General features: G+C 44.4%; 8 protein-coding genes, 12 tRNA genes and 1 rRNA gene. 1 reads left to right on the top strand and 20 read right to left on the bottom strand.

Annotation, left to right across the window (positions count from 1 at the left end):
- Positions 1-55: 55 nt before the first annotated feature.
- Both NML76_RS05965 and NML76_RS05960 read right to left on the bottom strand, forming a co-directional pair.
- A complete protein-coding gene (locus NML76_RS05965) occupies positions 56-2,701 on the bottom strand; it encodes an alpha-mannosidase (protein ID WP_195190114.1) in 2,646 nt (881 codons plus the stop codon).
- A gap of 241 nt (positions 2,702-2,942) precedes the next feature.
- The gene (locus NML76_RS05960; protein WP_254732982.1) at positions 2,943-4,223 is read right to left on the bottom strand and encodes a glycoside hydrolase family 125 protein; all 1,281 of its coding nucleotides are present in this window, start codon (positions 4,221-4,223) and stop codon (positions 2,943-2,945) included.
- A 215-nt stretch (positions 4,224-4,438) separates the two neighbouring features.
- Here NML76_RS05960 and NML76_RS05955 point away from each other — a divergent pair, with 215 nt between their 5' ends.
- Complete coding sequence (locus tag NML76_RS05955; protein WP_195423816.1) at positions 4,439-6,514, top strand: GH92 family glycosyl hydrolase; 2,076 nt, start codon at positions 4,439-4,441, stop codon at positions 6,512-6,514.
- Between the two features lie 191 nt (positions 6,515-6,705).
- Here NML76_RS05955 and NML76_RS05950 read toward each other — a convergent pair whose 3' ends face one another.
- The 18 genes from NML76_RS05950 to rrf all read right to left on the bottom strand — a co-directional run bounded on the left by NML76_RS05950 (position 6,706) and on the right by rrf (position 12,143).
- The gene (locus tag NML76_RS05950; protein ID WP_195423814.1) at positions 6,706-7,263 is read right to left on the bottom strand and encodes a DUF6287 domain-containing protein; all 558 of its coding nucleotides are present in this window, start codon (positions 7,261-7,263) and stop codon (positions 6,706-6,708) included.
- A gap of 138 nt (positions 7,264-7,401) precedes the next feature.
- Positions 7,402-8,907 (bottom strand): zinc ABC transporter substrate-binding protein AdcA, encoded by a 1,506-nt coding sequence (locus tag NML76_RS05945; RefSeq protein ID WP_254732980.1) that lies wholly within the window; start codon positions 8,905-8,907, stop codon positions 7,402-7,404.
- Positions 8,908-8,909: 2 nt separating this feature from the next.
- Positions 8,910-9,713: a metal ABC transporter permease gene (locus tag NML76_RS05940; RefSeq protein ID WP_003009676.1), complete on the bottom strand. Its 804-nt coding sequence runs from the start codon at positions 9,711-9,713 to the stop codon at positions 8,910-8,912.
- The gene (locus NML76_RS05935; protein WP_118397159.1) at positions 9,706-10,410 is read right to left on the bottom strand and encodes a metal ABC transporter ATP-binding protein; all 705 of its coding nucleotides are present in this window, start codon (positions 10,408-10,410) and stop codon (positions 9,706-9,708) included. The genes NML76_RS05940 and NML76_RS05935 overlap by 8 nt, the downstream gene beginning before the upstream one ends.
- 1 nt (position 10,411) lies before the next feature.
- Positions 10,412-10,849 (bottom strand): zinc-dependent MarR family transcriptional regulator, encoded by a 438-nt coding sequence (locus NML76_RS05930; protein ID WP_003004547.1) that lies wholly within the window; start codon positions 10,847-10,849, stop codon positions 10,412-10,414.
- Between the two features lie 103 nt (positions 10,850-10,952).
- Positions 10,953-11,036: transfer RNA gene (locus NML76_RS05925), tRNA-Leu, on the bottom strand.
- 10 nt (positions 11,037-11,046) lie between these two features.
- Positions 11,047-11,118 (bottom strand) — tRNA-Gln (locus NML76_RS05920).
- Between the two features lie 19 nt (positions 11,119-11,137).
- A tRNA-His gene (locus NML76_RS05915) sits at positions 11,138-11,210 on the bottom strand.
- A 12-nt stretch (positions 11,211-11,222) separates the two neighbouring features.
- A tRNA-Trp gene (locus NML76_RS05910) sits at positions 11,223-11,293 on the bottom strand.
- Between the two features lie 6 nt (positions 11,294-11,299).
- Positions 11,300-11,380 (bottom strand) — tRNA-Tyr (locus NML76_RS05905).
- Positions 11,381-11,395: 15 nt separating this feature from the next.
- Positions 11,396-11,468: transfer RNA gene (locus NML76_RS05900), tRNA-Phe, on the bottom strand.
- A gap of 3 nt (positions 11,469-11,471) precedes the next feature.
- Positions 11,472-11,545: transfer RNA gene (locus NML76_RS05895), tRNA-Met, on the bottom strand.
- Between the two features lie 9 nt (positions 11,546-11,554).
- Positions 11,555-11,644 (bottom strand) — tRNA-Ser (locus NML76_RS05890).
- A 7-nt stretch (positions 11,645-11,651) separates the two neighbouring features.
- A tRNA-Glu gene (locus NML76_RS05885) sits at positions 11,652-11,723 on the bottom strand.
- A 10-nt stretch (positions 11,724-11,733) separates the two neighbouring features.
- Positions 11,734-11,807 (bottom strand) — tRNA-Ile (locus tag NML76_RS05880).
- A gap of 37 nt (positions 11,808-11,844) precedes the next feature.
- Positions 11,845-11,915, bottom strand: a tRNA-Gly gene (locus tag NML76_RS05875).
- 5 nt (positions 11,916-11,920) lie between these two features.
- Positions 11,921-11,993, bottom strand: a tRNA-Val gene (locus tag NML76_RS05870).
- A 34-nt stretch (positions 11,994-12,027) separates the two neighbouring features.
- Positions 12,028-12,143, bottom strand: a 5S ribosomal RNA gene (rrf, locus tag NML76_RS05865).
- Between the last annotated feature and the right edge of the window lie 71 nt (positions 12,144-12,214).

Below are 12,214 nucleotides of genomic sequence, written 5' to 3'. Positions count from 1 at the left end.
GCAGTTGGTTCTTACTTTTTCGCTCCTCCTTTCTGTTTATGTTTACTTTTTGAAATTAAATTTCTTCTTTTTGAATGAGTTCTGTACGAATTTCCTGTGGTGCCAATAATCCTAAATGGACTGGGTATGGGCGTTCCAACAAGTCAAGAATGGTTTGTTGTTTTTCAGACACGCGGATATTTTCTTGACTCATGTTGTAGTAACGAAGGACATAACCTTCTTCATTCTCAGCCACCTTAAAGGCTGTTGGGCAAACCTGAGGATGTGTCAAGGCTGTATGCTTGAATAAGCTACCAGACGCCGCTACACTTCCTTCTTGTTTTTCAACTTGGAGGCTAGTCATCGGTGTCTGTAAAGCTTTAGCTCGGCGATAAGCGGAGAAGCGCCCCTGAGATTGATGGCATTCTACTGCATATTCCACCTCAAAGGCCCGCAAGCATTGTGCTTCTGGTGTTGGGAAATAGCCCCAGTCACCAAGTTCTCCAGAAGCCCGAAGAATGGTCACGGCAACGGTATCATCCCCTAAAATTTCATATTCATGTAAACCTTTATTGGCTACTGTTACCCCTTTGACGTCATCATACAAGCTGACGAAAGCTTGCTGGTGTTGGGGATTTTCAGGATTTTCCCAAGAAGCGGCCGGTTTATTTGGCCGTGTCACCACCTCATAAATGCTTTCCGAGTCGTTGCTTGGACGCGTGTTATGAGTTTTCACCAAGAGGCGGATACGGTGATCCTTGGCTGTATTGGTGAAGCGCGTCTTGAAGCGAATTTGCGGGTCATCTACAAAGATGGTCATCTCCGTTTCAAGAGGGATGGTTGTCAGCTCTTCTGAGCGTCTTGCCTGGCGGTTCATAAACTCGATAATGCCTCTTTGTTCTGCATCCAATTTTTCATCTGCGCTGACTGGAATGGTCAAGTCATGCTTGAGCAAGATTTTGGCATAGCGAGCATTGTTTTCTAGAACTTCATAACCTTTCAGTTGAGCAAAGATCGGCTCTGTTCCTTTTGGTTGGAAGTAGATATATTCATTTCCGATATCACCGCGGTCTTCGAAGCGAAGGAAATCCTCATAAGCCTCATTGGTCGTTTTATCATAGAGGGTCAAGCCATCATCGATACTAAGGGTTACAAATGGCGTATCAATCACCCCATTTTGGAACAGACCATCATGATGAGGTGCTTTGCCTTCCAAGAGCTGGAAGGTCGTCCAAGACAAGGCTGCCAAATGAACTGGAACCGTCACGCGCACTTGACGCGCAATATAGGGTTGGCGGAATTTATCCTTAGGCAGGGTATAGCCAAAGCTTGCTCCCAAGTCTTCAATCTCTGCTTCTACAAGATGCCCATCTAAATCTTCTACGTGGTAGTCTGGCAAGCTCAAAGCGGCCATTTTCTTGAAGCCCTCTGTCGGGTGCAATTCCTTAAATGGACAAACCGCTACATTGACAATCGTGCTGACGGTATCTACCTTATTATGCAAGCCAGTATTGATGACCGTAAAGAGGTGCTCACTCTGGGCTTTTTGAGTTGCTAGTTTACCCTTCCATTCGTTGAGAAGGTTGGTCTTGACAAAGTTTCCGACTTGGTTGACCTTGGCAAAACGAACTTCCATTTCACGGTGAACATCATCTACGCTACATCCACAAATACTATCGTGTGGCGCATTTTGTAAGAGTGTCTTCCAGGCATAGGTCAATTGATCCTTGTGGTTGTGCCCACCAGTAATGATGGTCAAAGGTTCCACCACTTGCTCGAGCAAGTTGCTGTTTTCTTGGAAGGCTTGCTTGAGATAAATCCGAGAGGAAGACGTATTTGCCAGTGTGTACCAACCATCCGTTTCCTGACTGGTCAATTCTCCCGTAACTGTTGATAATTGTTCAGGAAGCGCACTTTCCACTGCTTGCACATATTCATCAAAGGAGCTATGGATAAAGGTCACGTCAGGGAACAGTTCGTTGGCCACGCGAATAGCTTCACTCAAGTTTCGTTGAACGGGTTGGTGGTCGCAACCGTTCATCATCAACCATTGGTTGGTTGAGGCATAGTCACGAACATCTGCCAATTTTTGTTTCCAGAAAGCCAAAGCTTCATCTTTATCCACTGGAATTTCGTTCCCGTTACTGTACCAGTTGGCAAAGAGAATACCCAGCACACGGCTACCATCCGCCCCTTGCCAGTACATTTCAGAAAATTGAGAGGTAAACTGCTCATCTTCGAGGACTTGGTTGTCAAATCCGATTGGCTTCACTCCACGCCCAAAAGCTGCTACGTGAATCCCTGATTTTTGAAGGATTTGAGGAGCTTGCCCCATATTTCCAAAGGTATCAGGGAAGTAACCAATCTGAGTAGATTTGCCCCATTTGGCGCATTCAGCTTGTCCAATCAAGGTATTGCGGACGTTGGCTTCACTGGAGATTAGGTAATCATCCTGCAAAATATAGAAGGGACCAATCTTGAGCTTGCCCTCGTCGATATAACGCTGCACCTTGTCACGGTTTTCAGGGCGAATTTCTAAATAGTCGTCAAGGACAATGGTTTGTCCATCTAAGTGGAAACTTTTGAACTCCGGATCATTTTCAAAAAGATCAAAGAGATTGTCAAAGAGTTCCACCAATTGCATCCTGTGGCTTTCAAAAGGTAGATACCACTCACGATCCCAGTGGCTGTGAGAGATAATATGTACAACAACATTTTCCATGAGTAAAACCTCATTCTAACTTAAATTTTTAATGTTTTAAATATAAACTTGTGATTCTAACAAGAATCAGTGAAGCTAAAGCGTGCTCCTTATACTCAATGAAAATCAAAGAGCAAACTAGGAAGCTAGCCGCAGGTTGCTCAAAGCACTGCTTTGAGGTTGTAGATAGAACTGACGAAGTCAGTAACATATATACGGCAAGGCGAAGCTAACGTGGTTTGAATTTGATTTTCGAAGAGTATTAGCGAATATCCAAGTAATCCAAGACCAACTCGCAGAACATCATGTTGGCCCACGAGAACCATTCACGCGAGTATTTGGTTGGATCATCTACATGGAAACTTTCGTGCATGACGCCTGTGCCTCCATCGCAGGCAACCAACTGGTCTAACAGATCTTTTTTCTCAGCTTTATCTGTCGTTGTCAACCCTTGAATCGATAGAGCAATCGGCCAGATATAGCGGTAGAAGGTATGAGAACTTCCAAGCCCACTTGCGTACTTCCCTTCATAGAAGTATGGATTTTCAGGGCTCAAAATCGTCCGACGAGTAGCTTGGTAGACTTCATCGTCAATGGCGCAGTAGCCCAGATAGGGAGCCGCCAACAAGCTTGGTACGTTAGGGTCGTCCATGATGCTAGCATTTCCCAAACCGTCTACCTCAAAGGCATAGATCTTCTCGCCCTTACTGTTAGTAGTGTAGGCGTAGTTTTCGATCCCTTCTTGAATCTCCGCTTGGAGGCGTTTGGCATCTGCAATGACACTCTCACTATCAACTAGATTCAATGCTGCAAAGATTTCTTGGACATAACCCAAGACAACGACTGCGAACATATTGGACGGAATCAAGTAACTATACTGACAGCAGTCATCACTTGGACGAAAGGCTGACCAGGTCATCCCTGTCACAGCAAAGTCAGGACCAAAGCCGTCATTTACCAGCGTATCTTCCTTACGATCTGTATCCCGAACGAAGCGATAAGGGGAGTTCTTGTGGTCTTGTTCCACTGCCCAGAGATGAAGGATTTCCTTGGTCGCAGTGATAAAGGTTTCATCAAATTGGCTAGTCTCACCAGTTTCCTTCCAAAGGAGGTAAGCCAACTGCAAGGGATAGCACAGCGAATCCACCTCATACTTGCGCTCCCAAATCCAGCCATTGAGATCTGTATGGTCAGTCTCGTGATGGCCTTTCCAGTTCTCCTCAATATTAAAAGAGTTGGCATAGGGATCTTTGAGAATCAAGGTCATCTGGCGTTTGACCAAACCAGCAATGGTCTGACGCAAACGAGGGTCTCTTTTTGCCACATGAAGATAGGGCCTCAATTGAGCCGTCGAGTCACGCAACCACATAGCTGGGATGTCCCCTGTTAACACAAAGGTTGAACCATCTTCTAAAATTTCAACTGTATTGTCCAAAGTGTCTGTATAACAACGTTCAAAGACATCCACCCACTCAGGGTACTCCTTAGCTCGCTCAGCCACTTGATCCAACCATTCTCGCACAATTTCTTTTGAATAGGTCATTTATTTTCCTCACACGTATCGATTCTTTCCTATTCAGTATAAAAGATTTCAAAAGGGAAATACATACGCAAACTATAGCCCTTTTTCTACTAAATTTTCCATTTGATAAAAACGCTATCATATTTGACAACACTTTGATACAATGAAGAAAATACCACCGCGTGTTCCAAGAAAAACACAGATCATTTAAGGTTGATGAAGAAAAAGGAGACAAGATGCGCACACATTGCCAAACCATCGATACCCGCTGGGGAAGCGATAATCATCCTCACTATTCCCACGGAAACACCCTCCCTTATACAGGAGTCCCTTTTGGGATGAACTACTTCCTTCCTCAGACGACACACGAACAAGGGGCTTGGTTTTTCAACCCCAATCTCCCTATTTTTCAGGGATTTCGTCTCACCCACCAGCCTAGTCCTTGGATAGGAGACTACGCTTGGTGCCTCATCACGCCCATCACAGGAGATATTGCAAGTTCCGACCTCTTCCGTCGCCAAAGCAGTTATTCGATGAAAGAAGCTATTTTCCAGCCCCACTACCTTCGGATTTTTTCGGAACGTTATCAGATTCAAAGCGAGCTGGTTCCAAGCCGCTACGGGGCTGTCATGCGCTTTCGAGCACCAGAAAAGCTGACTCTCTGCTTTCATGCAGCAAAGGAACTAGAGGACTTGACTCTGACAGACCAAACCTGCCACTTCCACATTCTGGATCAGGCCCATACCGCAGATACTTCCTACTCTTTCTATCTCCAGTGGCAATTTAGCCAGCCGATTGAGAACGTCACTCACATCGATCAAGATCTTTTTCTGACCTTTGCTAGCAAGGAAGTGACCGTCCAATTAGGAACTTCTTATCTGTCCCAAGACATGGCTCACAGTCATCTTCCCCACCTTTCCCTAGAGGAAGCTAAAAAAGAAGCAGCCGATCAATGGAATCAGCTGCTAAAACGAATTGAAGTAAAAGATGCTGGAGGGCGTGACCAAGCCTTTTTCGACCATTGCCTGTACCGACTCCTCCTTTTCCCTCAAACCTTTTATGAAACAGATACCGAGGGAAATGACTGGCACCTGGATGTTACTCATAATGAAATCAAACCAGGAAAAGCTTATACGAATGTCGGTTTTTGGGACCTCTTTCGGACCTCTTTTCCGCTCTTTAGTCTTGTCTACCCCGATTACTACCGTCACTTTCTCGAAGGATTTTTAAATACTTACAAGGATACTGGTTTTCTACCAAAATGGTTGGCCCCAGATGAACGAGGAATGATGCCAGGTACCCTCATCGATGGCGTCTTTGCGGATGCTGTCACAAAAGGGATCGCACCAGACCTACATGAAAACATGCTGACAGCTATGCTCCAGACGGCCCAAAAAATAGACCCCACTCAACATTTTGGCCGCCATGGCAATGAAAGCTACAAGGCCCTTGGCTACCTACCCGATGATTTTCACGAAAGTGTGAGCCACAGCCTAGATTATGCTTATAGTGATTTTTGCATTGCTACCGTTGCCAAGCACTTGGGGCATACAGAAACAGCCGCTCGCTATGCTGCTTCCAGCCTCTCCTACCGGACATTGTATGATGCCCAAATGGGCTTCATGAGGGCGCGATCCACTAATGGAAACTTTAAAGAACCCTTCTCTCCTACCAGCTGGGGAGGAGATTATGCAGAATGTTCTGCAACCCAGGCTACTTTTGGAGCCTTACACGACTTCTCCGGCCTGATAGAGCTAATGGGCGGTAAAAAAGCCTTCACCCAACGACTGCTGGATCTGGCCAATCAAAAACCTCAATTTGACGTAAGAGGATATGGCTATGAAATCCACGAAATGAGTGAAATGGCCCAAGCCCCATTTGGGCAGATCGCCATCTCCAATCAACCCAGCTTTCACATTCCCTACCTCTTCCGTCACAGCCTTCATCCCGAATACACCAATCTCCTGATCCACCAGATCCGTTCCCAAGCTTTCCATCAAAATTTCCAAGCCTATCCAGGTGATGAGGACAATGGTAGTCTATCTGCTTGGTACATCTGGTCAGCCCTTGGGCTCTATCCAACCTGCCCAGGAAAACCAATCTATGATCTGGGACTCCCTCTCTTTAAAGAAGTCCTTCTCCATCTTCCCAAGCAAGAGCTCAAGATTTGCGCCAACTCACACACTGCAGGCGCCTATTTCATCCAAAAAGCCCTATTAGATGGCAAAGAAAAACAAGAGGTTTCCCATCAAGATCTCCTTGAAGCCCAATTGCTCCAATTTGAGCTTTCTTGGCTTCCCCCACATACATAAGAAAAAGAGAGTGGGACAGAAATCGGTAATTCGTTAGAATTCGATTTCGTCATCCCACCTCCGCACAGTTTAGTAGGGCTGTAAAAGCTGATGAAATCAGCGTAGTAGAGCCCACTCAACCACTGCGTCTTGCTCGACAATCCAAAAATAATTGAGAGGCTAGGACTTTTGTCCCAGCCTCTGTTTTTCCATTATTCATCTCCTACATGATAGTAGATCGAGCCTTGTTCCCCAAAACTAGCGATACCAACACCTGACCACAAGCGGTTTTTAGAGGCATCTGATGTGTCCTTAAAGACGACTTGTCCTTGATCATCGACCTGATCACCAATGGTCACTCCTGCAGGAATATACTCCAACAAGAAGCCTCCATCACGCCCACCATAAATGCCTTCTGAGGCGGTTCCGTAATCCGTCAAAGAAGCTCCATAGCCCTCTAACTCTTGCGAGACCAACCCTTTGTCGTTAAAGACCAGCTTGTTTCCCTTATCATCTTGCCAGACACCAGCAATACTGCTGTAGTCTCCATTGGCAATCGCTTCAAGATCCATTTTCTTCACTTCTTTTTTCTCTTCTTTTTTTTCTTTCTCCTTCACTTCCGAACTAGAAGCATCCGTCTTTTTGACTTCAGAAGAGGTCGTCGTTTGACTAGAGGAAGTGGTTGATTTTTTGCTCGTTCCCTGTTGCGAACAAGCTATCAACAGGACCACACTGAGAAAACTCACAAGAATTGCACCAACTTTTTTCATTTAAAATTCCCCATACATTTTTTAATTTAAAGCCCTTTCATTGTAACGTATTTTCAAGCATTTGACAAGCTTTGCTCCCCATTTTTAATCAAAAAGAGACCGGGATAATCAGTCCTAGTCTCTCTTTTGATACAGCTCTTAATGAGCCAGCATTTCCTGTGCCACTTCTAAACCAGATAAGTTGGAAGGATAATACGTTGGCCAATTTTCTAACTCATCATAAAGCGCTTCTTGACTCTTTCCTCCATGGAAAATGTGGAAGTGAGCTGCCTTTGCCGGAGTAATTTCATGGTCACTAAATTGAACATATTTGAAGTCTCCCGCATCGCTCTCTTTCGCTTCAAAGAGATAACGAACACCACGATTTCCCTTCTTATAAGTCAAAATGTGCTTACCTACGTATTTATAGGTATATTTCTTAGAAGATCCTTTTTGATAAAACTCCATTGAATCCTTATCAATCTTAATCCGATCAATATCTGTTTGGTAACCCTTGGTATAATATTCCTTATACTCAGCAGCCGTCATAGTTGGATTTAATTTTGCCTTATAATCAAAGACCTGATCCAAAGTTCCATCTTGCAAGTATGGATAAACTGATTTCCAATCACCCGCATAATTTTCCAAGCTACGATCCTTCACTTGACTATCCTCGAAATAGCCCTTTTGAACTGTCTTAGCATCTTCCTCATGTTCCGGTTGAATATCCTTACCAGCTTGTGACGTTGTTTTCTCTAGCGCCTTCAGATTCTCCTTCATAACAGACACGTAGTCTTCGCCATCTTTCATTTCTTGATCCGTCAGGCTTTCCAAAGGATTTAAGACAGCCAACTCAACACCAGCTTCAGAAGACAAGGTTTTCGCCAAGGACTTAGAAGCATTTTCCTCAAAGTAAATGACCTTGATCTCATTTTTCTTGATATACTCTGTCAATTCACGCAATCGTGCAGCAGAAGGCTCGCTATCAGGTGAAATCCCTGAAATGGCCACCTGGTTTAAGCCATAATCCAAGGCCAAGTAACGGAAAGCCGCGTGTTGGGTTACAAAATTCTTTTGTTTCGCATCTTTCAATCCATCCTGATAAGCTTGATCCAAGGCCTGTAATTTCTTTAGATAGGCTTGGGCATTTTTCTCAAACGTCTTTTTCTTATCTGGATAAGCTGCCACCAATTGATCACGAATCGACTCTACCATCTTCATGGCACGATGTGGAGAGAGCCAAAGGTGAGGATCATATTCATGATGGTGTTCTTCGCCCCCTTCGTGTTCATGTTCCTCTTCCAATCCAGGAAGCAAGACCATGCCCTTGGTAGCATCGATCACTTTGGTTTTCTTATCCTTCATTGATTTCAAAAGATTTGGAACCCACGTTTCCATATTTTCATTTTCATAGACGAAAACATCCGAATCTTGAATCATAGCCCGCCCCTTAGCAGACAATTCATATTCATGAGGCTCTGATCCCGCTCCAATGAGCAGGTCTACCGTTCCTTCATCTCCGACAATATTTTTTGTAAAATCATAAACAGGATAAAAAGTGGTCATCACTTTTAATTTCCCATTTTGACTCTGACTTTTGCCACAAGCTGTCAAAACAAGTGTTAAAGCCACTAACAATAACCAACCAAATTTTTTAAAGTTCATATCTATTTCCTCAAACGTGATCCAAGATTCACAAGCAAGAACAGTGCCACAAATAAAAGCGTGATGCTGGCACTCGCTGGTGTATCTGCAATATAAGACAAAATCAACCCACTAAACATCCCGATAAAACCAATGATGACCGCAATCAGCATGACCCCACGGAAGTTCTTCCCTAATTTCAGCGCAATACTAGCCGGTAAGACCATGATGGTTGAAACCAATAACGATCCTGCTGCAGGAATCATTAAGGCGATAGCAACCCCCGTTACCACATTAAATAAAATGGACATGGTCCGGACCGGAAGGCCATCTACAAAGGCCGTATCTTCATCAAAGGTCAAAATATACATAGGACGCAAGAATAAGGCCGTCAACACTAATACAACAAAAGCAATCACAAACAAGGCAATCACCTGTTCATCCGTAATGGTTAGGGTAGAACCGAACAAGTATTGATCCAAACTCATCGAGCTCTTCCCACCACCACGCATCAGTACCAAAGCTAGGGCAAGACCTGTGGACATTAAAATTGCCGTCCCGATCTCCATAAAGTCCTTAAATAAGGTCCGCAAATACTCAAGAAAAACCGCAGCAATAATGACAATGATCATAGTCGAGAGCGTTGGAGAGATCCCAAGGAAAAGCCCAAAAGCGACACCCGCAAGAGAGACGTGACTTAGCGTATCACTCATAAGACTCTGCCGTCTTAAAATCAAGAAAATCCCTAATACAGGAGAAAAAAGACTCATGGCAACCATAGCCAACAAGGCCCGTTGCATAAAATCATACTGGAATAAATCAAGCATGGTCACCCTCCCCTTCAGTATCATGGACATTAAAACATCTCCAAGGAGAGCTTTGGTCACGAACCAAATGAATATTCCGATCCGCAAATTGGCTAACCTCTTCAGGATCATGCGTAATCATCAAAACAGATTTTTGATGGTGATGCGCACTGTGATGCATCAACTCATAAAAATCACTCTTTGTCGTCGCATCCATCCCTGTCGTAGGTTCATCTAAAACAAAGATATCCGGATCTGAAGCAAACATCCGAGCAATGACAGCACGCTGTTTCTGACCACCAGACAAAGAACCAATCGCCCGATCCTTGAACTCCAGCATCCCAACAGATTCCAAACTCTTCAGAATATGTTTTTCATCGTGCTCATTCAACTTTCGAAACCATCCTTTACGAGGATACCGACCTGATTTCACAAATTCATAGACCGTACTTGGAAACCCTGCATTAAAACTAGCAATTTGTTGCGGCAAATAAGCAATCCTTAACTTCTTTCCCTTAACATTCGTCTTTGAAATCTCAACAGTCCCAACCTTGGGCTGTAAGATGCCAAGGCTAGCCTTAATCAAGGTTGACTTAGCAGCCCCATTCTCACCAGTCAGCGTAACAAACTCTCCACTATCTAAGTAGTAATTGATCCCTTCTAAAACCGGTTCTCGATCATAATAGAACGATAAATTTGAAACCGTAATATACCTCAAACTATAACTCCTCTTCCAATAAATCTAAAAACCGCGAAATAACCCCTTGCTCATTCTTGGTAAACTTCGACAAAACATCCTCATAAGTGTGAAGGGTATGCTGATGGTGGTGCTGATGCTCTAATGCAATTGGCTTACCAATCTCAGTTAAGCGATAATAGAGAACCCGAGCATCATTTTCATCTCGATAAGTCTCCAGCATCCCCTGACTTAATAAGGGCTTCACGGCCTTCGTGATAGCAGCCTGACTGACATTCAATTTCTTAGCTAAGACAGAATTGGTTAGAGCTTCATCAGCAACCAGCATCAAGATATGTTCCTGAGTGTTGGTTAATGAAACACCACTTGTACAAGAACCAACTAAAATCTCATGCTGATTTTCTGATAACAATAAAATAGAATTTAAAAATCGATCGATTTTGTTTGCAACTTCAGACAAAATTAACTCCTTCTAATTCATTAAAAGAAACTTTACCGGTTAATTATATCACAAAAAAGAAAAAAAATAAACAAAAAAAGGAGTAAAACTCCTTTTTAATCTATACCGGCGGCCGGGGTCGAACCGGCACGTCCTTGCGGACACTGGATTTTGAGTCCAGCGCGTCTGCCAATTCCGCCACGCCGGCATAAATTTAACTGGGGTAGCTGGATTCGAACCAACGCATGAGGGAGTCAAAGTCCCTTGCCTTACCGCTTGGCTATACCCCAATAATAATATTAATAAATAGGCGAGTGATGGGGATCGAACCCACGCATGCCAGAGCCACAATCTGGTGTGTTAACCACTTCACCACACCCGCCATAATTATTAACACGGGCAGTAGGAATTGAACCCACACTGAAGGTTTTGGAGACCTTAGTTCTACCTTTAAACTATGCCCGTAAAGGATGGAAGGGGAGGGATTCGAACCCCCGAACCCGAAGGAGCGGATTTACAGTCCGCCGCGTTTAGCCTCTTCGCTACCCTTCCTGATTATTGAATTGATGGCGCGAGACGGAATCGAACCGCCGACACATGGAGCTTCAATCCATTGCTCTACCAACTGAGCTACCGAGCCAAATTGCGGGAGCAGGATTTGAACCTACGACCTTCGGGTTATGAGCCCGACGAGCTACCGAGCTGCTCCATCCCGCGTTAATATTAAGGAGGATGTGGGATTCGAACCCACGCACGCTTTTACACGCCTGACGGTTTTCAAGACCGTTCCCTTCAGCCGGACTTGGGTAATCCTCCAAATATATAGTCCGTACGGGATTCGAACCCGTGTTACCGCCGTGAAAAGGCGGTGTCTTAACCCCTTGACCAACGGACCATACTATTAATGGGCACGAGTGGACTCGAACCACCGACCTCACGCTTATCAGGCGTGCGCTCTAACCACCTGAGCTACGCGCCCAAGTTAAAAAACTTGGTAAAAATGAACTAAAGTTCAAAGCGGGTGACGAGAATCGAACTCGCGACAACAGCTTGGAAGGCTGTAGTTTTACCACTAAACTACACCCGCTTAAATGGGAGTTAACGGGATCGAACCGCTGACCCTCTGCTTGTAAGGCAGATGCTCTCCCAGCTGAGCTAAACTCCCAAATGAGCCTAGTATCTACTAGGCTCAATCTCTTGCTAAGCGACTACCTTATCTCACAGGGGGCAACCCCCAACTACTTCCGGCGTTCTAGGGCTTAACTGCTGTGTTCGGCATGGGTACAGGTGTATCTCCTAGGCTATCGTCACTTAACTCTGAATGATTAAACATTCAAAATTGAATATCTATATTCTAACAAGTTAACCTTACGTTGTCAATATCTT

Origin of the sequence: Streptococcus sp. CF8_Ac1-9 (genome assembly GCF_024295565.1) — a bacterium.
Classification (GTDB): domain Bacteria; phylum Bacillota; class Bacilli; order Lactobacillales; family Streptococcaceae; genus Streptococcus; species Streptococcus parasanguinis_X.
Note: the sequence above shows the minus strand (reverse complement) of the source record. Positions and strands in the feature narration are given on the sequence as shown.

Excerpts from the sequence above, each read along its gene's own strand:
- NML76_RS05940 (WP_003009676.1), bottom strand. The coding sequence starts at position 9,713 with ATGCTTGATTTATTCCAGTATGATTTTATGCAACGGGCCTTGTTGGCT.
- NML76_RS05950 (WP_195423814.1), bottom strand. The coding sequence starts at position 7,263 with ATGAAAAAAGTTGGTGCAATTCTTGTGAGTTTTCTCAGTGTGGTCCTG.
- NML76_RS05960 (WP_254732982.1), bottom strand. The coding sequence starts at position 4,223 with ATGACCTATTCAAAAGAAATTGTGCGAGAATGGTTGGATCAAGTGGCT.
- NML76_RS05955 (WP_195423816.1), top strand. The coding sequence starts at position 4,439 with ATGCGCACACATTGCCAAACCATCGATACCCGCTGGGGAAGCGATAAT.
- NML76_RS05945 (WP_254732980.1), bottom strand. The coding sequence starts at position 8,907 with ATGAACTTTAAAAAATTTGGTTGGTTATTGTTAGTGGCTTTAACACTT.
- NML76_RS05965 (WP_195190114.1), bottom strand. The coding sequence starts at position 2,701 with ATGGAAAATGTTGTTGTACATATTATCTCTCACAGCCACTGGGATCGT.